The following is a 24,216-nucleotide window of genomic DNA, read 5'->3' as shown; positions in this document are numbered from 1 at the left end:
TGACCACCCGGCCCTCCGGCCCTCCGGCCCCCCCCCGGCCCCGGCCGCCTGGCCACGCGGTCGGGCGGCCCTCAGTGGTGCTGCTCCGTGGGCGCCTTGCGCGGCAACAGCCGTACGAGGGGCAGGCACAGGAGCGTGGCCGCGGCGACCACGACGAGGCTCACGGTCATCGCGTGGGCCTCGCCGCCGTCGGCCGTGTGGAAGTACACGGTGGTGACGGACGCCGCCCCGATCGCGTTGGCGACCTGCTGCACCGCGTTGAGCGAGCCGCTCGCGCTGCCCGCCTCGTCGGGGGCGATGTCGCCGATCGTGACGTCGTAGACCGTGCCGAAGCAGGTGCCCATGCCGAGGCCGATGACGAGGACGGGCGGGACCAGGGCCCAACTGCTCACGGAAGTACCGGAGTTGCCGACCAGGAGAGCCAGGTGACCGCAGCCCGCGAGGATCATCAGCAGTCCGGCGACGACGAGCCGGCGGCCGTAGGAGTGGATGAGGCGGTAGCAGGCGATGGACGCGATGACGATGCCGAGCGAGAGCGGGATCAGGCCGAGCGCGGTGTCGGAGGGGGAGCGGCCGAGGCCCCGTTGGAAGAAGAGGGAGATGACGTAGAGGAGTCCGGCGGTCGCGGCGAAGGCCACGATGCCGAGGATCAGGCCCGAGGTGAAGCCGCGGTTGTGCAGCAGTGACGGCTGGACGAGCGGGTGGGCGGCGGTGCGCTGGCGGTGGCAGAAGCCGGCGAACAGGGCGAGCCCGAGGAGCAGCAGGACGAAGGCGCGGGGCGTCCAGCCGTGGTCCGAGCCGTCGATGAGGCCGCCGAGCAGGCCGAGCAGCGCGCTGGCGAGCAACGCCGATCCCGGGCCGTCGACGGACACGGACGGATCGCCGGTGTCCCGCGGCAGCAGGCGTACGGCGGCGAGCAGGGCGGCGCCGCCCAGGAGCAGGTTGATCAGGAACATGGGGCGCCAGCCGAGGCCCGCGATGTCGGCGTCGACCAGGAACCCGGCGAGGATCGGGCCGCTGACGGCGGACAGTCCCATCACCGGCCCGAACAGGCTGAACGCCTTGCCGATCTGGTCGCGCGGCCAGGTGGCGCCGAGGATGCCGAAGCCCTGCGGGATGACGAGGGCGGCACAGGCGCCCTGGGCGAGGCGGGCGAGGACGAGGGCCGCCGGGGTCGGGGCGAGTCCGCAGGCCAGGGATGCGGCGACGAATCCGGCGGGGCCGTACAGGAACAGCCGACGGCGCCCGTACTTGTCGCCCAGTCGCCCGCCGGGCACGAGCAGCACGCCGAGTGCGAGCGCGTAGGAGGCGCCGAGCCACTGGACGAGGCCCGGGCCGCCGCCGAGGTCCTTCGTGATCGTCGGGGCGGCGATGTTGGTGATCGTGGCGTCGAGGAGGTCCAGCACGTCGGCGGCGAGGACCACGGCGAGGATCGCCCAGCGGGTGCGGGCGGGCAGGTTCTTTTCTTTTGCGTCATGCAGTATCTGCGTCACGCAGATAAATGTGAGGGCAGGAGCGCTGGGCGGTCAAGCGCATTGTTTTCGGAGGAGCCGGAGGAGCTGGACGAGCCGGAGGGGGGTGGAGGGGGTGGGGGTGGGAGACGGCCGGTCAGTGCACGCCCTGTGCGTACGCCGTCGGCGGGACGCCCACCGTCGCCGTGAAGTCCCGGACCAGATGGGCCTGGTCGGCGTAACCGAGGTCGGCGGCAAGTGCCGCCCAGTCCACTGCTTGTTCCGTCTCCGCGCGCTCCAGGGCCTCGTGGATGCGGTAGCGCAGGATGACCCACTTCGGGCCGACGCCGACGTACGCGGCGAACAGGCGCTGCAGCAGTCGTACGGACATGCCCTCGGCGCGGGCGAAGTCGGTGACGCGGCGGATGGTGCGGTCGGTGCCGATGCGTTCGACCAGGGCCGTCGCGAGGTCGGCCTGTGGGTCGGGCCGGGGCTCCAGGCCCAGGAGGAAGGTGTCGAGGGCGGTGATGCGGGCCTTTTCGTCGTCCGGGGAGAGGATCGCCGGCGGGTCCGTGTCCGGGAAGACCTCGGGGGAGCGGATCCGCCGGCCCGTCCACTCCGTCACCGGGCGGTCCGGGGCGAAGGGGCGGAAGCCGCCCGGTCGGAACTTGACGCCGCACACCCTGCCGCGGCCCTCCAGCTTCTGCGCGAAGAGGCCGAGCTGTACGCCCGCCACTTCGACGAAGGGGTCCTGGTCCTCGAACTGCTGGAAGACGATGTTGACGGCCGGGTGCGGGACCACGTGGGAGACGTACGGCTCGGTGAGGTTCCAGTCGATCAGCCAGTACTGCTCGACGTGCCGGCGCAGCGGCTCGGCGGGCTCGACGCGGCGGAAGTCCACCTGCGTGAAGAGCTCCGCGGCGTCGACGATGCCTCGGGTGTCACGGCGTACGGGGGCCATGCAGCGATCGTAGGACGGGGCACTGACAGTCGCCGGGTACCCGGAATACGGGACGGGGGGCGATCGTTCCAAGGGTATAGTTGAACGGTCAACAACTTTGGAGGTTGAGCGACCATGCAGTTCGGGATCTTCAGCGTCGGCGACGTCACGCCGGACCCGACCACGGGCCGTACGCCGACCGAGCGCGAGCGCATCAAGGCCATGGTCGCCATCGCGCTGAAGGCCGAGGAGGTCGGGCTCGACGTCTTCGCGACCGGCGAGCACCACAACCCGCCGTTCGTGCCCTCGTCCCCGACGACCATGCTCGGGTACGTGGCGGCGCGGACGGAGAAGCTGATCCTCTCCACCTCCACCACCCTCATCACCACCAACGACCCGGTGAAGATCGCCGAGGACTTCGCGATGCTCCAGCACCTCGCGGACGGCCGGGTGGACGTGATGATGGGGCGCGGCAACACCGGCCCGGTGTACCCGTGGTTCGGGCAGGACATCCGGCAGGGCATCAACCTCGCCGTCGAGAACTACGCCCTGCTCCACCGGCTGTGGCGCGAGGACGTCGTGAACTGGGAGGGGAAGTTCCGGACGCCCTTGCAGGGGTTCACCTCCACGCCCCGGCCGCTGGACGGCGTACCGCCGTTCGTCTGGCACGGCTCGATCCGCTCGCCCGAGATCGCCGAGCAGGCCGCCTACTACGGCGACGGGTTCTTCCACAACAACATCTTCTGGCCGGCCGACCACACCAAGCGGATGGTCGAGCTCTACCGGAACCGGTACGCCCACTACGGGCACGGCACCCCGGAGCAGGCGATCGTCGGGCTGGGGGGTCATGTCTTCATGCGGCGCAACTCGCAGGACGCGGTGCGGGAGTTCCGGCCGTACTTCGACGTCGCGCCGGTCTACGGACACGGGCCGTCGCTGGAGGACTTCACGGACCAGACCCCGCTGACCGTGGGCTCCCCGGAGCAGGTCATCGAGAAGACGCTGAGCTTCCGCGAGTACGCCGGTGACTACCAGCGCCAGCTGTTCCTGGTCGACCACGCCGGGCTGCCGCTGAAGACCGTGCTCGAACAGCTCGACATGCTGGGCGAGGAGGTCGTGCCGGTGCTGCGCAAGGAGTTCGCCGCCAGGCGTCCGGCCGATGTGCCCGAGGCGCCGACCCATCAGTCGCTGCTCGCGGCCGCCTCGAAGGGAGTGAACGCCGAATGAAGCTCGTCGTCGTCTCGGCCGGGCTGCGTGTCCCGTCGTCCACCCGGCTGCTGGGGGACCGACTGGCCGCGGCCGTGGACCGGCAGACCGCGGCCGAGGTGCAGGTCGTCGAGCTGCGCGACCTCGCCGTCGAGATCGCGCACAACTTCACGAACGGGTTCCCGGGGCGGAAGCTGTCCGCCGCGATCGACGCGGTGACGGGAGCCGACGGGCTGATCGTGGTCACGCCGGTGTTCTCCGCCTCGTACAGCGGGCTGTTCAAGTCGTTCTTCGACGTGATCGACAAGGACGCGCTGGCGGGGAAGCCGGTACTGATCGCCGCGACCGGCGGTACGGCCCGGCACTCCCTCGTACTGGAACACGCGCTGCGTCCGCTCTTCGCCCATCTGCGGGCCGTCGTCGTCCCGACCGGGGTGTACGCCGCCTCGGAGGACTGGGGTGCCGAGGGATTGGACGGGCGGATCGAGAGGGCGGCGGGGGAACTGACGGCCCTGATGACGGGGCTGTCGGCGGCCGCACCCGTCAAGGACGACTTCGAGGTCGTCCCCTTCGAGGAGCGGCTGGCCGCGCTGCGGACCGCAGGGTGAGAGGACGGTAGGGGCGCGGCCCGGGTTGCGCCCCCACCGGTGAGAGGGCAGTAAGAAGGGCACCCGGTGAGCCGCTCATCACGTCGTACGACTGTGAAGGCTTGGCACACTGAGGACGTGCCCCGAACTGTGCTGCTCGCCGAAGACGACCGCGCCATCCGTCATGCGCTGGAGCGCGCCCTGACCCTGGAGGGTTACCGGGTCACCGCGGTCGCCGACGGGGTCGAGGCGCTGGCGCACGCCCACAAGAGTCCGCCGGACGTGCTGGTCCTGGACGTGATGATGCCCGGCATCGACGGGCTGCAGGTGTGCCGGGTGCTGCGTGCCGAGGGGGACCGGACGCCGATCCTGATGCTGACGGCGCTCGTGGAGACCCAGGACCGGATCGCCGGGCTGGACGCGGGCGCCGACGACTACGTGGTCAAGCCCTTCGACGTCGAGGAGGTCTTCGCCCGGCTGCGCGCGCTGCTGCGCCGGACCAGCCCGGTCGGCGCGCTGAGCGGCGTGACGAAGCCGCAGCCGCAGGTGCCCGAGGTCTCCGAGGGGCGGGTCGAGGCGGCCGGGCTGGTGATGGACGTACAGGCACGGCGGGTCTGGCGCGGGGGGCGGGAGCTCGAGCTGACCCGCACCGAGTTCGAACTGCTGGAGCTGCTGGTCCGCAACGCGGGGATCGTCCTCGACCACTCCACCATCTACGACCGGATCTGGGGTTACGACTTCGGGCCGGGCTCCAAGAACCTCGCCGTGTACGTCGGCTACCTGCGCCGCAAGCTCGACGAGCCGGGGGCGCCGCTGCTGATCCACACGGTCCGCGGTGTGGGTTACGTGCTGCGGGAGGACTGAGCGGTGGGCCGCCTCGGGCGGCTGCTGGTGAGACGGCGGCCCCGGCTCCTGTCGCTGCGGACCACCTTCGCGGTGTCCTTCGCGGCCGTGACCGCCGCCGTCACCGTCCTGGTCGGCGTGCTCTCCTACAGCGCCGCCGCCCGACTGGTCCGCGTCGACCAGGAGTCCGTGTTCGACCAGGTCGTGCAGGACCTGCGGGACGAGGTGCGCACGCACCGGATGACGCCCGACGACTTCTCCTCCTCCGCGCCGGGCCACGACCTCGTCCGGCCCGCCCGGACGGACGTGCAGGTGCTCGGGCCGGACGGCAGCGTCGTCGACCCCGGCCGGCCGGGGCTGCCGGTCGTCTCCGGCGACCGTGCGATCGCGGCGGACTCGCTGGCCGGGACGATGGTCGAGCACAAGGACGTCGACGTCGGCAACGACGTCTACCGGATCGCGACCGTCGCGCTCGGCGGCGGGCGGGGCGCGGTGCAGGTCGCGCAGGAGTTCAGCGACACCGAGGACCTGCTGCAGGCCCTGCAGCAGCGCACGCTCAGCCTCATGGCCGCGGTCGTGGTCGCGGCCGGGCTGTTCGGCTGGTGGCTGGCCCGGCGCATCACCCGCCGGCTGGTGATCCTCACCTCCGCCGCCGAGGACGTCGCCCGCACCCGCCGGCTCGGCATCCAGGTGCCCGTCGCCGGCTACGACGAGGTCGGCCGCCTCGGCCGCGCCTTCGACCGCATGCTCGGGCGCCTCGCCCAGTCCGAGGAGGACCAGCGGCGGCTCGTGCAGGACGCGGGGCATGAGCTGCGGACGCCGCTGACCTCCCTGCGGACGAACATCTCGTTGCTGCGCAGGATCGACGAGCTGCCCCCTGACACCCGGGACGAGCTGGTGGCGGATCTGAGCCAGGAAGCCCGTGAACTCACCGACCTCGTCAACGAGTTGGTCGACCTCGCGGCCGGGCAGTCCGACACCGAGCCGCCGCAGCGGGTCGACCTCGCCGACATCGCCGAGGACGTCGCCGGGCTGGCGCGTCGCCGCACCGGGCGGGAGATCGTCGTCCGGGCAAGCGGCGACACGACCACCGACGGTCGCCCGGGGATGCTGCAGCGCGCACTCTCCAACCTCGTCGAGAACGCGTCCAAGTTCGACCGCGACGGCACCGCGCCCATCGAGATCAACGTCGCCGGTCCCGCCCGCCCCGGCGCGGTACGGGTCGAGGTCCTCGACCGCGGTCCCGGCATCGTCGACGCCGACCTGATCCGCGTCTTCGACCGCTTCTACCGCGCCGCCGACGCCCGCTCCCTGCCGGGGTCGGGCCTCGGCCTGTCCATCGTGCGGGAGGTGGCGCTCGCGCACGGGGGATCGCCGTTCGCCGTGCGGCGGGAGGGTGGCGGGACGGTGATCGGGTTCACGGTGGGCGGGGGCTGAGAAGGTCGGCTGACCGGTCGGGGTGTGTGGGGCGTGGTGGGTCGGTTGACCCTCCGGTGTCCGCAGGTCGCGGCGGGTCGGCCGGTCGGCCGGTGTGTGCGGGTCGTGGTGGGTCGGCCGGTCGGCCGGTGTGTGCGGGTCGTGGTGGGTCGGTTGACCGGCCGGTGTGTGCAGGTCGCGGCGGGTCGGCCGACCGGTGTGTGCAGGTCGCGGCGGGCCGGCCGGCCGGTGTCTGCAGGTCAAAGGGGTCGGCCGACCGGTCGGTGCCTCGCGGTTCACGGTGGGCGGCCCATGGGGCGCCGTAATGGCCCCACGCGGCAAGAGCCGCCTACATAGTCGCGCCCGTCCCCGCCTGTCAACCCGGCTCGGCGGATGCGTCGCCCAACGCATCCATGCGCGTAGCGCGCGCCCCGTCATGTTCCCGCAGTGCGGGTTCCGGCACCCTTTGTGATCTTGAGTGGGGTGCCGGGACTGGGTCAGGCTGGCCGAGGCCGCGCGACGGGCTGTGAACAGCGCCGTACGGAGCGTGGCCCGCTCACACCCACCCGCACCGCACTCAGAGAGGCAGTACCACCGTGCTTCGCCGTCTGCTGATACCGGCCACCGTCCTCGGGGCCCTCCTGCTCACCGGCGCATCCGCGCTCGAGACCGACATCGGCTGGGACGTCGCCCGGCCCGCCGCGCCGTCCGCCGTCTGAGCCGTTGCCCGAGCCTGTCGCCTTAGGGGGAGACCTGATGACCACCGCCGCGCCGTACCTGCACATACCCGCCGCCGAGACGCTCGGCGCCCTGGCCGCACACTCCGAGGAGGAGCTGAAGTCCTTCCGGGAGACCTGGGAGGACCTGCCCGTCGACGCCTACCTGAAGGACGGCGCCGACTTCCGGCGCCGCCGCTACGGCTCGTTCCGCGGCGTCGACCGCATGGAGCCCGACGCGCAGGGCGCCTTCCACCAGTCCGTCGAGGTCAACGCCTTCGTCGGCGGCATCGACCGGCACTTCCCGCCGCTCGCCGAGGAGTCCGCGTCCTCCGCCGTGCTGCGCACCCTCGTCGCCGCCCTCGCCGACCGGCTGCCCGGCGAGTTCGACCGGGAGAACGGCGGCGTCGGCCTCCACCAGATCCGCATCACCGCCACCCGCGACGCCGAGGGCCTGCCCGCCCCCGAAGGCATCCACGAGGACGGCCACCACTTCGTCGCCCAGGTCTTCATGGGCCGCAGCGGAGTCCAGGGCGGCACCTCGCAGATCTACGACCGGGAGCACCGGCCCCTGCTGCGCACCACGCTGACCGAGCCGTTCGAGACGATCATCATCGACGACCGCCGGGTCTTCCACGGCGTCGACGCGATCGAGCCGGCCGACGGATACCGCAGCGGTGTCCGCGACATGCTGCTCGTCGACTTCTTCCCGCGCCATGACGGCTGACGTTTCGCCCAGCGCGCCGACCGTCGGGGCAGCCGTCCCGGAGGGCTTCCTGCGGGAGCTGGCCCAGCGGCTGCCCGGGGCCCGCACCGACGCCCTGACCAGGTCCGCGTACACCGCGGACGCGTCGATCTACCGGGTCGTGCCGGGCGCCGTCGTCGAGCCCCGTGACGCCGAGGAGGCCGCCACCGCCGTGGCGGTCGCCGCGGCCCACGGGGTCGGCGTGACCTCCCGCGGCGGCGGCACCTCCATCGCGGGCAACGCCATCGGCCCGGGCCTGGTGCTGGACTTCTCCCGGCACATGAACCGCATCACGGCCGTCGACCCGGACGCCCGTACGGCGACCGTGCAGCCCGGCGCGGTCCTCGGTGCCGTCCGGGCGCGGGCCGCCGAGCACGGGCTGACCGTCGGCCCGGACCCGTCGACGTACTCGCGCTGCACCATCGGCGGCATGATCGGCAACCACGCCTGCGGGCCGCACTCCGTGGCCTGGGGCACCACCGCCGACATCACCGAACGCGTCGACGTGCTGCGCGCCGACGGACAGCTGCTCAGCGTGGGCGCGGGCACGACCGGCGACCCGGCACTCGACGTACGGCTGCGGGATCTGCGGGATGCCCATCTCGCCGGGATCCGCACCGAGTTGGGCCGCTTCAGCCGCCAGGTCTCCGGCTACGGGCTGCACCGGCTGCTGCCCGAGCACGGTTTCCACGTGGCCCGCTCCCTGGTCGGCTCCGAGGGCACCTGCGGCATCGTCCTCGGCGCGACCATCGGCCTGGTGCCGGTGCCCGCCGCCCGGGCGCTGCTGGTCCTCGGCTTCCCCGACGTCTACGACGCCGCCTCCGCCGCCCCCGCCCTGGCGCGGGCCGGTGCGCTGACCGTCGAGGGCATGGACGCGGCCCTGGTGGACGCGCTGCGCGCACGGCCCGGCCGCGCCGAGGGCGTCGACCTGCTGCCGCCCGGCGGGGCCTGGCTGTACTGCGAGATCGAGGGTGCCGACCAGGCCGACGCCGAGGCCCGGGCCCGGCGCGTCGGGCGGGAGACCGGCGCCCGCTTCGAGGTCTTCGCCGACCCGGCACGCACCGACGCCCTGTGGAGCATCCGCCGCAACGGCGCCGGCATCGCCACCCGCATGGCCGACGGGCGGGAGGCCTGGCCCGGCTGGGAGGACTCCGCGGTACCGGCCGAGAACCTCGCCGGGTACCTGAAGGACCTGCACGCCCTGATGGCCGAGCGGAAACGGCAGGGCACCATCACCGGCCACTTCGGCGAGGGCTGTCTGCATCTGCGCGTCGACTGGGACCTCACCGGCCGGGCCGGCATCGCCGACTACCGCACCTTCATCGAGGCCGCCGCCGACATCGCCGTCTCGCACGGCGGCTGCGCGTCCGGCGAGCACGGGGACGGGCGGGCCCGCTCCGAGCTGCTCACCCGCACGTATTCGCCCGAACTCCTCGGCGCATTCCGCGAGTTCAAGCGCATCTGGGACCCCGACGGGCTGCTCAACCCGGGCATCCTGGTCGACCCGGCCCCGCTGGACGCCTCCGTGCGCCCCGGGCCGGGCCACGACAGGCACGCGCTGCCGCTGCTCACCCTCTCCGCCGACCGGGGCTCGATGGCGGGCGCGGTACGCCGCTGCATCGGCGTCGGCAGCTGCCGCAACGCCACCGGCGCGATGTGCCCGTCCTTCCAGGCCACCGGCGACGAGGTGCACTCCACGCGCGGCCGGGCCCGGGTGCTCGGCGAGATGCTGCGCGGCGAGACCCTGCCGGACGCCTGGCGTTCGGACGAGGTCCGCGAGGCGCTCGACCTGTGTCTGTCGTGCAAGGCGTGCAAGAGCGAGTGCCCGGTCAACGTCGACATGGCGTCGTACAAGGCGGAGTTCCTGCACCAGCACTACAAGGGACGGCTCCGGCCCAGGGCGCACTACGTGCTGGGCTGGCTGCCACTGCTCGGGCGGCTCGCCTCGCTCGCACCCGGCGTCCTCACCGCGTTCACGAAGCGGCCGCGGATCGCCCGCGGGCTGCTGCGGATCGCCGGTCTGGAGACGCGACGGGACCTGCCGGAGCTTGCTCCGCGTACGTTCCGGCAGTGGTTCCGGGGCCGACGATCCGCAGTGGGCGTCACGGAAGTGAGCGCCACGAAACCGGGCGCCACGAGGGAGACCGTCGTGCTGTGGCCCGACACCTTCTCCAACTACCTCGACCCGAAGGGCGCCCAGGACACCGTCGAGGTGCTGGAGGCGCTCGGCTACGACGTCGTGCTGCCGGACGGCCCGGTCTGCTGCGGCCTGACCTGGTACTCCACGGGGCAACTGGGCGTCGCCCGGTCCGTGTTGGGCCGCTCCCTGAAGTCCCTGGAGCAGCATCTGGCGGCCGGACGCACGGTCGTCGGCGTCGAACCGTCCTGCACACAGGCGCTGCGCGAGGAGTCCGTCGAGCTGCTGCCCGACTCCGACACCGCGCGCCGCCTCGCCGCGCAGACGACGACGCTCGCCGAACTCGTCGCCCGGCACGAGGGCGAGTGGCCCTTCGGCACCCTCGACCAGGACGCCGTACTCCAGCCGCACTGCCACACCGAGGCGGGCCCCGGCCACGGCGCCGAACTCGCCGTCCTCAAGCGGCTCGGCGTGGACACCGACGTCGTCGGCGCCGGCTGCTGCGGCCTCGCGGGCAACTTCGGCTTCGAGACCGGGCACTGGGAGGTCTCCCAGTCCTCGGCGGAGCGCGAGCTGTACCCCAAGGTCCGGGCGGCCGGCGAGGACGCCATGATCATCGCGGACGGCTTCTCCTGCCGTACGCAGATCTCCCAGGGCACCGAGCGCAGCGCCACCCATCTGGCGGGGCTGCTGCGCAAGGCCTTGGGGACCGGGCGTGACACACCGGCAACACCAGCACAGCGAAGGAACGGGTAACGCATGCGCATCGTGAGGTACCAGGAGACGGAAACCGGGGAGGTGTCGTACGGCGTCCTCGGCGCCGGAGAGCTGATCACCCCGCTCGACGGCGACCCGTACGGGGAGCACCGGGCGGCCGACGGTCCGGCCCGCCCCCTCGGCGAGGTGACTCTCCTCGCCCCCGTCGAGCCCTCCAAGGTCGTCGCGGTCGGCCGCAACTTCGCCGCCCACGCGGCCGAGTTGGGCAACCAGGTTCCGCAGCGGCCGCTGATCTTCCTCAAGCCGTCCACCAGCGTGGTCGGGCCCGGGGCGGACATCGTCTTCCCGGAGTACACCGAGGAACTCCACCACGAGGCGGAGCTGGCGGCCGTCATCGGGGTCCGCTGCCGCGGCCTGAAGCCCGAGGACGTGCCCGGGGCGCTGCTCGGCTACACCTGCGCCAACGACGTCACCGCCCGCGACCTGCAGAAACCGGACGGCCAGTGGTGGCGGGCCAAGGGCTCGGACACCTTCTGTCCGCTCGGCCCGTGGGTGGAGACCGAGCTGGATCCCGCCGCGCTGCGGGTCACCGCCACCGTCAACGGCGAACTCCGGCAGGAGGGCGGCACCCACCAGATGGTCCGTCCGGTGCACGAGCTGATCGCCCACATCAGCGCCGCGATGACCCTGCTGCCCGGCGACGTCATCCTCACCGGCACCCCGGCGGGCGTCTCCCGGATGCACCCCGGCGACACGGTGACGATCGCGGTCGAGGGCGTCGGAGAGCTCACCAACACCGTGGTGCGCGCGATATGACGGCCGCCGTCCTCGGGGTCTTCCTCGTCCTCACCCTCGCGTCCGTCATCCGCACCACCGCCGGCTTCGGCTTCTCCCTGGTCGCCGTGCCGCCGCTGACACTGCTGCTCGACCCGGTGACCGCCGTCGTCGTCGCCGCGATCATGGCGGCGCCGCTCAGCCTGTGGATCGCCGTACGGGACTGGCGCCACGTCCACCAGCGGATCACCGCCGTCGCGCTGGGCGCGGGCCTGGCGGGAGTGCCGTTCGGGGTGTGGCTGCTGCACGTGCTGCCCGCACGGGCGCTGTCGCTGGTCATCGCGGTCGTGGTGCTGCTGTGCACGGTGATGGTGTGGCGCCGGGTCACCGTGCGCGGCGGGCTCGGCGCGGTCGCCTGGATCAGCGCGTTCTCCGGCGCGTCCTTCGCCTCGACCGGCATCGACGGCCCGCCCATGGTCGCCGCGATGCAGAGCCTCAACCTGCCGCCACGCGTCCAACGGGCCACCCTGGGCGTCGTCTTCTCCGGCACGAGCCTCGCCTCCCTGGCCGGCTTCGGCATCAGCGGCCAGCTCACCTCCAAGGTCGGCTGGGCCCTCCTGGCCGGTGTCCCCGCCCTGTTCATCGGCATCTTCGTCGGCGAACGCATCTTCGCCCGCTTCGACTCCGAGAGGTTCCGGCGGGCGGTGCTGGGACTGCTGGTCGTCAGCTCGGTGTCGGTGCTGGCGGGGGTGGTCGCGGGGTGAGAGCCCATCCCGTCCCCTTCACGTTCCTCCCCCCACAGATAGGAGCCCCGCATGCGCCTGGCCGCTCGTGCGCACTCCGTGTCCGGATCCAAGACGTCCGGCACTCGTAACAAGGCCGAGGCCCTTCGCGCCCAGGGCGTCGAGATCGTCAACTTCGCGGCGGGGGAGCTGGATCTCGCCCCGCCCGCCGAAGTCCTGCGTGCTCTGCACGTGGCTGCCGATGCCGACACCCACCGCTACACCGACACCGCCGGACTGCCCGCCCTGCGCGCGGCGCTGGCCGAGCGGATCAGCCGCCTGTCGGGGGTGTCGTACGAGCCCGCCGAGGTGATCGTCACCACCGGTGCCAAGCACGGTCTGCACCTCGCCGCCCTCGCCCTGCTCGACCCGGGCGACGAGGCGCTGGTGCCGAACCCGGGCTGGGGGACCTTCGCCGCGCAGATCCGGATCGCGGGCGGCGAGCCCGTCGCGGTTCAGACGTCGGACACCGGGTTCGTGCCGGACGTGGATCGCCTGGAGGCGCTGCGCACCCCACGCACCCGCATGCTGGTTCTCAACACCCCGAACAACCCGACCGGCGCGGTCTGCCCGCCCGAGCAGCTGGCCCGGATCGCCGCCTGGGCGGTCGCCCACAGGGTGTGGATCGTCTTCGACGAGTGCTACGGCGAGCTTGTTCTGCCGGGCGTCGAACACGCCCATCCCGCCGCCCTGGTACCCGAGGCCCGCGAACTCACCGTCGGCATCGGATCGTTCTCCAAGAGCTTCGCCGTCACCGGATGGCGGGCCGGCCACGTGCACGGACCTCGCGCGATCATCGACGTCCTGAAGAACCTGCAGAGCCACACCGCGTCGAACGTCACCAGCGTCGTCCAGCACGCCCTGCTGCCCGCCGCCCGCGGCGAGCTGGACGGCTTCACCGCGCAGGCCCGCGACATCCTCGCCCACCGGCACGCGCGCGTCGCCGAAGCGTTCGCGACCATCGACCACATCCGCCCCGCCACCACCCCCGAGGGCGCCTTCTACTACTTCCTCGACGTCCGCGAGGTCCTCGGCCGCAAGGTCGGCGGTGTCCCGGTCCCGGACACCGACACCCTCACCGGCGTCCTCATGGAACAGGCCCGCATCGCCGTCACCCCGGGCACCGCCTTCGGCGCCGAGGGCTTCGTACGGCTGTCGTACGCGATCGCGGAGGACCGGATCGCCGAGGGACTGGACTCGCTGCGGGAGGTGATGACCCATGTCGAGTGAACCTCTCGTGCTGTACTTCGGCGCCGTCCAACGGCCCGAGTTCTACGCCGGGTTGCTCGACCGTGGCGTCGCGCTCGGCGTGCTGCGGGACTCCGAGAGCGTGCACACCCTCGAACCCGAGGAGTTCGCCCTCGTCGAGCGGACCCGGTTCGCCGACGGCGCCGACGCGGTCGTCCGGCACATCGAGGAGATCGGCCGGACCTGGCGGATCGAGGCCGTGCTGAACGTCGACGAGACGCTCGTGCCGCTGTGGGCGGAGGTCTGCGGGCGGCTCGGGCTGCCCGCCATGAGCGGCGAGGCCGCGGCGGCCGTCCGCAGCAAGAGCGAGATGCGGCGACGGTTCGCCGAGCACGTCGGGGAACACGCCTCGGCCCGCTCGGCCGTCGTCACCGGCGAGGAGCAGCTGCTCGCCTTCGCCGACGCCACCGGCTACCCGGTCGTGCTCAAGCCCGGCAACCTGTGGGGGAGTTACTTCGTCTCCCGCTGCGAGAACCCGGCGGAGCTGGTCGCCGCCTATCGCGAACTGGCCGCCACCCTGCCGGAGTTCAGCGCCGGCCAGCGCATCACGGACACCCCGGCGGAGATCCTCGTCGAGGAGTTCCTCACCGGCACCAACCACTCCGTGGAGTGCCTCGTCCTCGAAGAGCGGGTGTGGACGACCCCGGTCGTCGACGTCGTCACCGGCACCGACCTCGGCGGCACCGACTTCCACCACTTCGCCCGCGTCACCGCCACCCGCCTCACGCCCCCCGAACGGGAGCGGATGCGCGCCCTGGCCGCCGACGCCGTCCGCGCCCTCGGCATCCGACGCGGCCTCGCCCACGTCGAGTTCGTGCACGGACCCACCGGCCCCCGCCTGATCGAGGTGGCCGGCCGGCCCGGCGCCAACCGGGCGCCCCTGCTGCGCGAGGCGTACGGCATCAACCTCATCGCCGGCTACCGGGACGTCCTGCGCGGTGTGGCCCCCTCGGTCGCCCGGGTGCGCGACGGCGCCGCCGCCGTCGTCACGCCCTACCCGGAACGGGCCGGAACCCTCGTCGAGTACGCCGGCCTGGACCTGGTGCGCGCCCTGGAGTCCACCGCCCAGGTCGACGTGTACAAGCACCCCGGCGACCTGGTCCAGCCCCGCCACGAGGGCGCCGGATCACCCCTGCGGATCGAACTGCGCGCCGACTCGCCCGAGCAACTCCTCGCGGATCTCGCCGAGTTGCAGAAGCTGAGCGAGGAGCTGTTCGTCGTGCGGGAGCCGGAGGCCACGCCATGAGCGGCCGGCACGTCGTCTTCCTGGAGAGCAACCTCACCGGCAGCGGCTACGAGGCCCTCGCCGCCGCCCGGCGGGCCGGACACCGGGTCACCTTCCTCACCCGGGACCTGCCGATGTACCTCGCGCCCGGCCACGAACGCCTCGACCTCTCCCAGGTCGACGAGGTCGTCACCTGCGAGACCAACGACCCGGCCGCCGTCGTCACCGCCGTACGCGGCCTCGACCACCCCGCGGACGCGATCGTCGCCGTCGGCGAGTGGCACATGATCAGCGGCGCCGAGGCCTCCCGCACCCTCGGGCTGCCCGGCCCCGACCCGGCCGGGGTCCGCGCGGCACGCGACAAGTCCGCCACCCGGCGGCTGTGCGCGGCGGCGGGCGTGCCGGTGCCGGGCTTCGCCCGCGTCGAGGCACCGGAGGAGGTGTACGGCCTCGGCCTCGCGTACCCCTGCGTGGTCAAGCCCCTCGACGACGGCGGCAGCAACGGCGTACGCCTGTGCCGGGCTCCGGAGGACGCCGCCGACCACGTACGGCTGCTGCTGAAGGACACCCACAACGAGCGCGGCCAGCGCAAGATCCCGGCCGCGCTCGTCGAGGAGTACGTCGACGGGCCCGAGGTCAGCGTCGAGGTGCTGGTGCGCGGCGGCGTGGTGTCCGTGCTCGCGGTCACCTTCAAGGAGCTCGGCGAACTGCCGTACTTCTGCGAGACCGGCCACCACGTGCCCGCCGCCCTCGGCTCCGGACTCGACGAACACTGCGCCGAGGTCGCCGCCCGTTCCCTGGCAGCCGTCGGCTTCGACTTCGGCGCCGCGCACGTCGAACTCCGGCTGGCCGCCGACGGCCCGCGGCTCATCGAGATCAACTGCCGCCCGGCGGGCGACCGGATCACCCGGCTGGTCGCGCTGAGCACCGGCGTGGACATCCCCGCCGAACTCGTCGCGATGCACCTGGACCCCGTACGCCCGCTGCCCGCGCCCGGAACCCACCAGGCCGCCGCCGTCGCCTTCCTCCCGGCGGCGGAAGGCGTCGTCTCCGCCGTCGCCGGAGCCGGCACCGCGGCCAGGCTGCCCGGGGTCGTCGACGTCGCCCTGTACGTCGAACCCGGCACCCGCGTGCCCGCCCTCCCCAACAACACCGCCCGCTACGGCCATGTCGTCGCCGTCGCCCCGACAGGGCCGCAGGCCCTGCGGCGGGCCCGGGAGGCGGCGGACGCCATCACGGTCACCGCGTCCCTCTGAGAACACCGACCCCCACCAGAAGGAGCACCGCCATGCTCAAGTCCACCCCCCACCCCACCTTCCGCTCGGTCCTCGCCGCACGTCGGGCCGCCGGGAGCGCGGTACGGGTCGCCGGCGCACACGACGCGCTGGGCGGCCGGCTCGCCGAGGCCGCCGGGTTCGACGCCGTGTGGGCGTCCAGCCTCGAGGTGTCCGCCGCCCGCTGCCTGCCCGACGCCAGCGTGCTGACGATGACCGAGTACCTGGAGGCCGCCGCGAACACGCAGAAGGCCCTCGGCATCCCGGTCGTCGCCGACGTCGACACCGGCTACGGCAACAACCTCAACGTCGCCCACATGGTCCGCGAGTACGAGGCCGCCGGGATCACCGCCGTCGCCATCGAGGACAAGCAGTTCCCCAAGATGAACAGCTTCGTCGCGACCTCCCACACCCTCCTCGACACCGAGACCTTCGCCTCCAAGCTGCGCGTCGCCAAGCAGGCTCAGCGCACCGAGGACTTCTTCGTCATCGCCCGCACCGAGGCCCTGATCGACGGACTCGGCGTCGAGGTCGCCCTGGAACGCTGCCACGCCTACGTCGACGCGGGCGCCGACGCCGTCCTCGTGCACTCCAAGAAGCCCACCAACGAGCAGGTGCTGGCCTTCCTCGCCGAGTGGCAGGACCGGGCGCCGGTCGTGGTCGTCCCCACGACCTACCCCGACTGGCACATCGACGACGCCGTCAAGGCCGGTGTGTCCACGGTGATCTACGCCAACCAGGGTCTGCGCGCCACGATCCGCGCCCTGCGCGAGACCTTCGGCACGATCGTCGACCGGGGCGCGACCACCGAGCTGGAGGACCGGATCGCCTCCGTGAAGGACATCTTCGCGCTGCAGGGCCTGGCCGAGTGGCAGGAGCTGGAATCGGCATGACGGTGGTGCGCACGGCGTCCCCGGAGGGAGCGGCCGATGCCAGGCGGCCGCTCCCGCCCGTGTTCTGGCTGCTGTTCGCCGGGACGCTGCTCAACCGGCTCGGCATCCTCGTCCCGGCGTTCCTGTCCCTGTACCTGGCCGCCGTGACGGGCCTGTCCACCGGCACCATCGGTGTGCTGGTCGGGCTGTGGGGCGCCGGGTCGGTGGCGGGGTCGCCGGTGGGCGGGGCGCTGGCCGACCGGGTCGGGCCGCGGACGGCCGTACTGCTCTCGCAGGCCGTGTCCCTGGCCGCCTCCACCGCCCTGGCCTGCACCCAGCGCGCCGAGGTGCTGGCCGGGGTGGTCCTGCTGTCCGGCTGTGCGTCCACCCTGCACAAGCCGGCCGGGGCGGTCGTGGTCTCCCGCGAGCTGCCGCAGGCCGCGCACGTGCGGGCGTTCGGGCTGCTCTACTGGGCGTCCAACATCGGCGCGGCGGTCTCGCCCGCGGTCTCCGGCGTCCTGCTGGAGTGGGATCCGGTGTGGCTGATCGTCCTCAACGTCGTGACGGCCGTGGGCTACGGCGCGGTGGCACTGCGGCTTCCCGACCGGGAGCCGGGGGCCGGCCCGGTGCGTTCCCCGGTCCGCGGCCTGCTCGCCCCCTTCCGCTCCGGCCCGGTCGCCCGCTTCCTGTTCCTGTCCTTCTGCCTCGCCCTGATCTACCTCCAGAAGCAGTCGACGCTGCCCCTGGACATGGCCGCCCACGGCCTCGCCCCGCACACCTACGGCCTGGTCGTCGCCCTCAACGGCCTGCTGATCATCGTCCTCCAGCCCGTCATCTCCCGGCAGGCCGAACGGCTCGGCATGGACGCCCAGTTCGTCCTCGCCGGCCTCCTGGTGGCCGTCGGCTTCGGCGCCAACGCGATCGCCGGGAGCGCATGGTCGTACGCCCTCGCCCTGACCGTGTGGACACTCGGCGAGATCCTCCTGGTGCCGCAGGCGTCGGCGTTCCTGGTGCGGCACGCGCCCGAGGGCGGCGCGGGCTCCTATCAGGGCGCGTACCAGTTCGTGTGGAACCTCGGTCTGGTGCTGGGCGCGCCGCTGGGCATGACCGTGCGCGAGACGTGGGGCGGGGACGCCCTGTGGGCCGGGTGCCTGGTGCTGGGTGCCGGGGTGGTGACGGCGTACGCGGTGTCCGCGCGCCGGTCCGCTGACGCGCGCCGGTCCGCTTACTCGCGTCAGTCGGCGCCGGAGAAGGCAGGAAAGCGGGACACGTGAACCGAGCCCGGCACCGCCTTCGTGCACGCGGCGCTCTCCGGAATCTCCGCCGAGTCCGCTTCCAGCACCCCCGACTTGGCGATCAGATACCCCAACTGCGCACGGCTGCGGCTGCCGAACCGGGCCGAGAGCCGGGCGATGTACTCCTGGCAGCGCCGGACGCTGATCCCGAGCTGCTGGGCGGTCACCGCGTCCTTGTCGCCGGCCACCACGTGCCGCAGGATGGCCAGTTCCAGTTCGTCGGTTATCCGGGCCGTCACCCTGTCCCGGCCCGGCGGGGTGAAGGGGACGGCCCGGATCCAGGACCGTTCGAAGGCGACCGCGAGGAAGTCGACGACGGCCGGGATCCGCACCTCGACGGCCACCGTGCGGTCGGCCGTGCTGGGGATGAAGGCGACCTTGCGGTCGAAGATGATCAGCCGGTCGAAGTTCTCGTCCAGGGTGCGCACTTCGGCGCCGTGCTCCTCGATGGTGCGCACATAGGCCCGGGTGGCGGCGCTGGTCCGCGCGTTGTGCTGGTAGATCGTCTTCATCCGGGCCCCACGGCCGAGCATCGCGAGCGTCGGCGGCAGCGAGTCCGCGAGCACCTCCGCCGAGCGCGGGCCACCCGGCTGCGAGGTCAGGATCTCCTCGTGGCACTCGCGGGTGGCGATCTCGATGGCGGCGTTGATGTGCGCGAGCCCCGAGTGCACCTCGTACCCGCCGGAGTCCCGGTGCCGACGGTAGGCCTCCACCGCCGGCGCCAGTGTCTCCTGACTGCGCATCAGCCGCCCGACGACCTCCTGCGCCTCTTCGAGGATCTTCGCCGCCCGTCTGCTGCAGACGTGGCCGGGGTTCACGGCCATGTACGTGGCACTGCCCGTGCCGTGACTGTCGCCGTCGCCAGCGTCGCTACCGTCGCCATCGCCATCGCCATCGCCATCGCCGTCGTCTCCGTCGCTGCGGTGCAGCAGTCCGCTCGCCACGAGCCGCCGTACCGCGTCCGGCGGTGCCGCCCCGTCGATCGGTCCCGGCAGCCGCGGCAGCAGCGAGGCGTACGCCTCGATGTCCTCCTGCCGCAGCGGCCACCCGCCCTGCTCGTCCACCCACATGCCTTGTTCCGTCACGACTCCCCCGAACTGTGGCCATCAGCACGCCATCATCTTCAAAAGTTAACCGCACACGCCATGCATGACACTTGACAGTCCTGTGATGGCTGTCTCCTTGGCGCTTTTCTTGCGCTGCGGTCCACAGAGGGGGTGGAGTTTCTCCGTGTGCGGTGGTGAATGTACGGTCCGGCCAGGAGAAGTTGGCCATTTTCCTTGATCGTTCTCACGGGGGAGAGCTGATGAGGTTGTCGTTGCCGGTGCCGTTGCTGCGGCGTTCCGGCCGTGCACGCACTGCCGTCGTCCTGGCCGCGGCGGCCGGACTGGTCGCGGGGGCCGCCCTGGTGGTGCACGAGGTGAACTCGCCCGCCTTCGGCCTGGAGGCGGCACCGCGGGGCGACGCCCCGGAGTGTGCCCGCGTCGCGAAGGACTCCCCGGACGGCGTCGGCGGACAGCGCCGGGCCGATGTCACCCTCCCCGGCGTCGCCGTCTGGGGCGACGGAACGGTCGTCCTGCGCTGCGGCCTGCGCCCACCCGCCGCGACCGTCGACCCGTGCCTCACCATCGACGAGGTCGACTGGGTCTGGCGCGAGGCACGGTCCCGCGCCGGCGAGAAGGTCCTCATCACCTACGGCCGCGACCCGGCCGTCGAACTCACCGTCTCGGACCGGGTCGGGGCGATCGACGAGGTGCTGGTCGAGCTGAGTCACGCGGTCGAGCCGATCAGGCAGAAGAACAAGTGCGTCAGCGTGGCGGACGTGCCGCCGACCGTCTCCTGACCGGTTGGGGGGCCGAGCCCGTGCGTCCGGCACGGTCCGCTCGCCGGGTCCGAGGAGTAAGCTGGCGGTTACCGAGGATATTTCGCGCACCGGCTTCCACGCCTGTGTCGTTTTCGGCGATCGAAGACGCCGGGCCGGTTGCGGCCGGTCCGGGGCAGGGTCCGCGTCATGATTGCGACCATCACCCACTCGTCGGCCAACTCGGCGCTCTCGGCACTCGAAGACCGGCCCTCGGCCCCCTCTCTTCGCCTGTCCCTGGCTCCCGTCGGCTCCGCGCCGGCTCTTCTGGACGGCGCCTGGTGGCCCCGTTCCCGTGACCTCGGGGCCGAACTCCCCTCCCTGACGGCCGTACTCGATCCGCTGTGGGGGCGGATCACCCGTGTCACCGTGAACCCCATCCACTGGTCGACCGTCCCCCGCAAGGCGCCCGTCGCCGGCCACGTGGTGAAGGTGGGCTGGTTCCGCGCCGAGCAGGACGCGCACGAGCTGTTGCTCCTCTCGTACCACGTGGGCCGCTGGAATCTGCTGGTGATCCCGCCGCAGACGCCTCCGGCCTCGGCCGCCCGGCTGATGGCCGCCGCGAGCGACCCGCGGCGCACGGCGACCGCGAGCCGGTTGATGGAGGAGGAGGCGGCACTCCTGCTCACCGGGGCGGAGAACGACGACGACCGGGCCGTGGAAGCGGTCTGGGACTCCGAGGGAGGGCATGAGGCAGGCACCCACGCGCCACGGAATCAGCCGACGGGAAGGTGAGGACGATGGAGATCTTCGTGACCGTGGCCGTGATCCTGGCGATGATCGCCCTGGGCGTGCTCCTCATCCACCTGCTCAACTCGCAGCACGACCAGCGCATCGCCGCCTTCCGCTACAGCTCGCCTCGACCGGCTCTCCGGGTACCGGCGGCACCCCGTCCGTGGAAGTCACTTCGCACCCGGCGCCGCGTCCGGAAGGGCCAACGGACGGCCGACGCTCCCGACCGGTAGTGGAACCGGACGGGACCGGTCGTGGAACGGGATCGGACCGGCGGTCGTGGAACCGGACAGGGCCGGTCGTGGAACCGGACAGGACCGGTCGTGGAACCGGACAGGACCGGTCGTGGAACCGGACAGGACCGGTCGTGGAACGGGATCGGACCGGCGGTCGTAGAACCGGACAGGACCGGTCGTAGATCCGGACAGGAATCAGTTTCCGGACAGGAATCAGTTGTCGAAACCGGCAAAACCAGTCGTCGAACCCGACAGGACGCCCCAGCCCCCGGCGGCACGCCACCCCGTATCGGCGGTGCGCCACGAGGGTCGTATCCGGCCCCTCCGTGCGGCGCTCTCTCCGGCGGACCACCAAACCGAGGAGCCATGGTCCATCCCCGACTGAACGTGTACCGGCACGACCGCACCGCCCGTGCCGGCCGCACCACCCGTGCCCTGATCACCCTCGCCGGAGAGATCGACCTCGCCACGGCCCCGCTGGTGCACACCGCGCTGGCCGAGTGCCTGCGCGACGGCGTCCGAGCCGTGGACGTCGACCTCACGGCGGTCACCTTCTGCGACGGCAGTGGGCTCAACGCCTTCCTCACCGCATCCCTGCTCGCCGCCGAGTCGGGAACGACCCTGCAACTGCACCGGCCGCCGTCGACCCTGACACGCGTCATCGAGATCACCGGCTCCGGCTTCCTGCTCCTCGACCCGCTCCCGGCCGCGCGAACGGCCTCGCGTCTGATCCCCGCCGCCCTGGGCGGTGCGCCGTGACGGCCGCGCGCCGGCGGGAGCCGTCGCGGCGAGAAGGACGCATGCCGTCACCTGCGAGCGGGGTACGCCTGCGCCCCCTGAACCGCTGGCAGGCCGAGACCCTGCGCGAGGACCTGGCGGATCTGTACGTGGAGTCCTCACGGGCGCGGCCCGGCGAGGAGTACGAAGGCCGGGAGGCGTTTCTGCGTCGGCTCACCGGCGACATCCGCCGGCCCGGGTTCGCCCTGCTGATCGCGGAGGACACGGCCTTCGCCGGGTGCGCCTACGGATTCCCCGTACGGCGCGAGGGGGCGTGGTGGCGGGGGTTCGTCGGCCCCCTTCCCCGCAGCGTCGAACAACTCACCGCGTCCGGCCACGTCTTCGCGATCACCGAGACCCTGATCCACCCCCACACGCAGGACCGGAACCTCGCCCGCCGACTCCAGGAACGCCTCCTCGCCGACCACCACGCCTCCCTCGGGGCGACGCTGGTCGACCAGACCGACGCCATGGCCCTCGACGCCTTCCTGTCATGGGGATGGGAGGACATCGGCCAGGTCCTCCGCCGCCCGTCGGACCCGGCGAGCCTTCATCCGTCGGACTCGGAGGCACGCCGCGCCCTCCGCGCCCTGGTCCTCCCGCTCGGCCCACACACGATCGCCGACCCGCAGGCCCTCGCACACGAGAACCGCACCCAACGGCCGGACTGATCGCAGCTCAGGCGCGTTGGCGGCGGCCCTTGAACAGGGCTGCTCCCGCTCCCATGGAGACGACTGCCATGCCGATGCTGGTGGCGATGCCCTTTGCGCTGTCGTCGATGAGTGGGGCGGCGAGCGCGACGGTGAGGTTGAAGAGGAACAGGAACCACAGGACGGGGCGGGAGGAGAGCATCGCCTTCACGGGAGGTGCCTTTCGGGGAGAGTGGTGGATCTCCCCGACGGGGAGCCGTTGACCTTGTGAGATCAACGATCCCGTCTGCGGGCTGCCGTTCACGAGAGAGCGTTCTCCCCAATGAGGGGTGTAGCCCGCTCCACCTCCGTCCTACGTCGGCCGGGCGGACGCGTCCGGGAGATCGAGGCCCGAGTAGACGAACGCGGTGCGGATCCGGGGAGCGGAGAGGCAGTCGGCCTCGCCCGACTACACCGCCACCCACGAGTCCGAACCCCGCCACCAGGTGTCCGCCAGTCCTCTCACTTCCGGCACCGGCTCATGGGCGTCCAGTGCGATGCCGTCGACGTCGTCGCCGGTGACCCTGGTGATCTGCTTCGGCCACATGGCCGCCGCGTGGTGGAGCGCAAGCGACTCCACCCATCCCTCGATCGTCGCGTGCCGCGGCGTCCACCGTTCGGCATGGATGCCGAACTCGCCGGCCGGGCCGATCATGGACGTCGTCGAAGAGGTTCAGAATCATGCGGCGGACACCAGGGGGGTGGCGGTCATGCCCCTCACGCGTCCTGCCGGGCGTCGATCTCGGCGATCAGGGCCTCGATGCGGGTCCTGATCTCGTCGCGGATGGGGCGGACGGCCTCGACACCCTTGCCCGCCGGGTCCTCCAGGGCCCAGTCCAGGTACTTCTTGCCGGGGAAGACCGGGCAGGCGTCGCCGCAGCCCATCGTGATGACGTAGTCGGACGCCTGGACGGCCTCGGTGGTGAGGATCTTCGGCCGGGCGTCGGCGATGTCGACGCCGACCTCCTTCATGGCCTCGACCGCGGACGGGTTCACCTGGTCACCCGGGACGGACCCGGCGGAGCGGACCTCGATCCGGTCGCCCGCGAGGTGGTCCAGGAAACCGGCGGCCATCTGTGAGCGCCCGGCGTTGTGGACGCAGACGAAGAGCACGGAGGCGAGCGGGCCGGAGGAGGGCATCGGTTCTTCCTTCGTGATGTGGATCAAGGGGTGGGGATGCGGATCCCGAGGTTCAGCCCTGGCTGGTATCAGTCTGTAGTGATGTGACACTATCAGTCCATGATGACCTCGGTCGACACTGATCTGATGCGGGTTCTGGCGGACCCGCTCCGGCTCCGGATCGTCACTCTGCTCGCCAAGGAGACGCTCTGCAGCACCCACCTGATCGAGGAGACGGGGGCCAGGCAGACCAACCTCTCCAACCATCTGAAGGTGCTGCGCGAGGCCGGGGTCGTGGAGACGGAGCCGTGCGGCCGGTTCACCTACTACCGGCTCAAGTCCGATGTCATCGCCTCGCTCGCCGGCCAGTTCGCCGACCTCGCGGAGACGGCGCGCGCCACCGCCGAGAGCAACACCAAGCGGTCCTGTCCCTGAATCCCGCCGCCCCCATGGCATCCCCGCCCCCTACGGCGACTGCACCGAGGAGACCTGTTGACCGCCACCGAGGCCACCGAGCACGACAGAGCAGGGGAGCCGGAGCTCGCCACGGCCCCCGCCGCCCCCGGCCCCGAGC

At 72.2% G+C, this 24,216-nt stretch carries 26 protein-coding genes; 20 read left to right on the top strand and 6 right to left on the bottom strand.

All coding sequences use genetic code 11. From position 1 onward, the window contains the following. Positions 1-71 precede the first annotated feature (71 nt). Together ADK57_RS29195 and ADK57_RS29190 are read right to left on the bottom strand one after the other, a co-directional pair. A complete protein-coding gene (locus tag ADK57_RS29195; protein ID WP_053752598.1) occupies positions 72-1,493 on the bottom strand; it encodes an MFS transporter in 1,422 nt (473 codons plus the stop codon). A 115-nt stretch (positions 1,494-1,608) separates the two neighbouring features. Beyond that, complete coding sequence (locus ADK57_RS29190) at positions 1,609-2,412, bottom strand: helix-turn-helix transcriptional regulator (protein WP_053752597.1); 804 nt, start codon at positions 2,410-2,412, stop codon at positions 1,609-1,611. Between the two features lie 114 nt (positions 2,413-2,526). On the opposite strand from ADK57_RS29190, the gene ADK57_RS29185 reads away from it, so the two are divergent. From ADK57_RS29185 to ADK57_RS29125, 14 genes are all read left to right on the top strand, one after another. Continuing rightward, entirely contained in the window at positions 2,527-3,618 is a 1,092-nt protein-coding gene (locus ADK57_RS29185; protein WP_053752596.1) for an LLM class flavin-dependent oxidoreductase, read from the top strand. Further along, complete coding sequence (locus ADK57_RS29180; RefSeq protein WP_053752595.1) at positions 3,615-4,205, top strand: FMN reductase; 591 nt, start codon at positions 3,615-3,617, stop codon at positions 4,203-4,205. The genes ADK57_RS29185 and ADK57_RS29180 overlap by 4 nt, the downstream gene beginning before the upstream one ends. A 129-nt stretch (positions 4,206-4,334) precedes the next feature. Then, positions 4,335-5,048, top strand: coding sequence for a response regulator transcription factor (locus ADK57_RS29175; protein ID WP_053752594.1), 714 nt, complete (start codon positions 4,335-4,337; stop codon positions 5,046-5,048). A 3-nt stretch (positions 5,049-5,051) separates the two neighbouring features. Next, complete coding sequence (locus ADK57_RS29170) at positions 5,052-6,464, top strand: HAMP domain-containing sensor histidine kinase (protein WP_053752593.1); 1,413 nt, start codon at positions 5,052-5,054, stop codon at positions 6,462-6,464. A gap of 575 nt (positions 6,465-7,039) precedes the next feature. After that, a complete protein-coding gene (locus ADK57_RS52045; protein ID WP_267890784.1) occupies positions 7,040-7,162 on the top strand; it encodes a hypothetical protein in 123 nt (40 codons plus the stop codon). Positions 7,163-7,199: 37 nt separating this feature from the next. Continuing rightward, entirely contained in the window at positions 7,200-7,886 is a 687-nt protein-coding gene (locus tag ADK57_RS29165) for a 2OG-Fe dioxygenase family protein (protein WP_053752592.1), read from the top strand. Continuing rightward, a complete protein-coding gene (locus ADK57_RS29160) occupies positions 7,876-10,797 on the top strand; it encodes an FAD-binding and (Fe-S)-binding domain-containing protein (protein ID WP_078973400.1) in 2,922 nt (973 codons plus the stop codon). Before ADK57_RS29165 ends, ADK57_RS29160 begins: the two co-directional genes overlap by 11 nt. 3 nt (positions 10,798-10,800) lie before the next feature. Then, entirely contained in the window at positions 10,801-11,574 is a 774-nt protein-coding gene (locus ADK57_RS29155) for a fumarylacetoacetate hydrolase family protein (protein WP_053752591.1), read from the top strand. Beyond that, a complete protein-coding gene (locus tag ADK57_RS29150; RefSeq protein ID WP_053752590.1) occupies positions 11,571-12,296 on the top strand; it encodes a sulfite exporter TauE/SafE family protein in 726 nt (241 codons plus the stop codon). Before ADK57_RS29155 ends, ADK57_RS29150 begins: the two co-directional genes overlap by 4 nt. A 51-nt stretch (positions 12,297-12,347) precedes the next feature. Then, positions 12,348-13,544, top strand: coding sequence for an aminotransferase class I/II-fold pyridoxal phosphate-dependent enzyme (locus ADK57_RS29145; protein WP_053752589.1), 1,197 nt, complete (start codon positions 12,348-12,350; stop codon positions 13,542-13,544). Beyond that, positions 13,534-14,808 (top strand): ATP-grasp domain-containing protein, encoded by a 1,275-nt coding sequence (locus tag ADK57_RS29140; RefSeq protein ID WP_078973399.1) that lies wholly within the window; start codon positions 13,534-13,536, stop codon positions 14,806-14,808. Before ADK57_RS29145 ends, ADK57_RS29140 begins: the two co-directional genes overlap by 11 nt. Then, positions 14,805-16,043 carry an ATP-grasp domain-containing protein gene (locus ADK57_RS29135; protein ID WP_053752587.1) on the top strand — a complete coding sequence of 413 codons (1,239 nt, stop codon included), beginning with the start codon at positions 14,805-14,807 and terminating at the stop codon, positions 16,041-16,043. The genes ADK57_RS29140 and ADK57_RS29135 overlap by 4 nt, the downstream gene beginning before the upstream one ends. Positions 16,044-16,075: 32 nt before the next feature. Further along, positions 16,076-16,954 (top strand): isocitrate lyase/phosphoenolpyruvate mutase family protein, encoded by an 879-nt coding sequence (locus tag ADK57_RS29130; protein WP_053752586.1) that lies wholly within the window; start codon positions 16,076-16,078, stop codon positions 16,952-16,954. Continuing rightward, a complete protein-coding gene (locus tag ADK57_RS29125; protein ID WP_053752585.1) occupies positions 16,951-18,207 on the top strand; it encodes an MFS transporter in 1,257 nt (418 codons plus the stop codon). The genes ADK57_RS29130 and ADK57_RS29125 overlap by 4 nt, the downstream gene beginning before the upstream one ends. On the opposite strand, the gene ADK57_RS29120 is transcribed toward ADK57_RS29125, so the two are convergent. Continuing rightward, positions 18,168-19,313: a LuxR family transcriptional regulator gene (locus tag ADK57_RS29120; RefSeq protein WP_159050165.1), complete on the bottom strand. Its 1,146-nt coding sequence runs from the start codon at positions 19,311-19,313 to the stop codon at positions 18,168-18,170. The genes ADK57_RS29125 and ADK57_RS29120 overlap by 40 nt on opposite strands. Before the next feature lie 221 nt (positions 19,314-19,534). On the opposite strand from ADK57_RS29120, the gene ADK57_RS29115 reads away from it, so the two are divergent. The 5 genes from ADK57_RS29115 to ADK57_RS29095 all read left to right on the top strand — a co-directional run bounded on the left by ADK57_RS29115 (position 19,535) and on the right by ADK57_RS29095 (position 22,505). Beyond that, positions 19,535-20,071, top strand: a complete 537-nt coding sequence (locus tag ADK57_RS29115; RefSeq protein ID WP_234390454.1) for a DUF3515 family protein — start codon at positions 19,535-19,537, stop codon at positions 20,069-20,071. A 168-nt stretch (positions 20,072-20,239) separates the two neighbouring features. Next, positions 20,240-20,824 (top strand): DUF5994 family protein, encoded by a 585-nt coding sequence (locus tag ADK57_RS29110; RefSeq protein ID WP_053752583.1) that lies wholly within the window; start codon positions 20,240-20,242, stop codon positions 20,822-20,824. 5 nt (positions 20,825-20,829) lie between these two features. Further along, positions 20,830-21,054, top strand: a complete 225-nt coding sequence (locus ADK57_RS29105; RefSeq protein ID WP_053752582.1) for a hypothetical protein — start codon at positions 20,830-20,832, stop codon at positions 21,052-21,054. A gap of 369 nt (positions 21,055-21,423) precedes the next feature. Continuing rightward, complete coding sequence (locus tag ADK57_RS29100) at positions 21,424-21,816, top strand: STAS domain-containing protein (RefSeq protein ID WP_053752581.1); 393 nt, start codon at positions 21,424-21,426, stop codon at positions 21,814-21,816. A 41-nt stretch (positions 21,817-21,857) separates the two neighbouring features. After that, positions 21,858-22,505, top strand: a complete 648-nt coding sequence (locus ADK57_RS29095) for a hypothetical protein (protein ID WP_234390453.1) — start codon at positions 21,858-21,860, stop codon at positions 22,503-22,505. Between the two features lie 7 nt (positions 22,506-22,512). On the opposite strand, the gene ADK57_RS29090 is transcribed toward ADK57_RS29095, so the two are convergent. The 3 genes from ADK57_RS29090 to ADK57_RS29080 form a co-directional block, all read right to left on the bottom strand. Then, positions 22,513-22,695 (bottom strand): hypothetical protein, encoded by a 183-nt coding sequence (locus ADK57_RS29090; RefSeq protein ID WP_053752580.1) that lies wholly within the window; start codon positions 22,693-22,695, stop codon positions 22,513-22,515. Between the two features lie 237 nt (positions 22,696-22,932). After that, on the bottom strand, positions 22,933-23,178 hold the full coding sequence (locus ADK57_RS29085) for a hypothetical protein (RefSeq protein WP_053752579.1): 246 nt from the start codon (positions 23,176-23,178) through the stop codon (positions 22,933-22,935). A gap of 62 nt (positions 23,179-23,240) precedes the next feature. Next, complete coding sequence (locus tag ADK57_RS29080; protein ID WP_053752578.1) at positions 23,241-23,663, bottom strand: arsenate reductase ArsC; 423 nt, start codon at positions 23,661-23,663, stop codon at positions 23,241-23,243. A gap of 99 nt (positions 23,664-23,762) precedes the next feature. Here ADK57_RS29080 and ADK57_RS29075 point away from each other — a divergent pair, with 99 nt between their 5' ends. Further along, positions 23,763-24,077: an ArsR/SmtB family transcription factor gene (locus ADK57_RS29075; RefSeq protein ID WP_053752577.1), complete on the top strand. Its 315-nt coding sequence runs from the start codon at positions 23,763-23,765 to the stop codon at positions 24,075-24,077. Positions 24,078-24,216: the final 139 nt, after the last annotated feature.

This window comes from Streptomyces sp. MMG1533, from assembly GCF_001279775.1.
In the GTDB taxonomy this organism is placed as follows: Bacteria; Actinomycetota; Actinomycetes; order Streptomycetales; family Streptomycetaceae; genus Streptomyces.
Note: the sequence above shows the minus strand (reverse complement) of the source record. Positions and strands in the feature narration are given on the sequence as shown.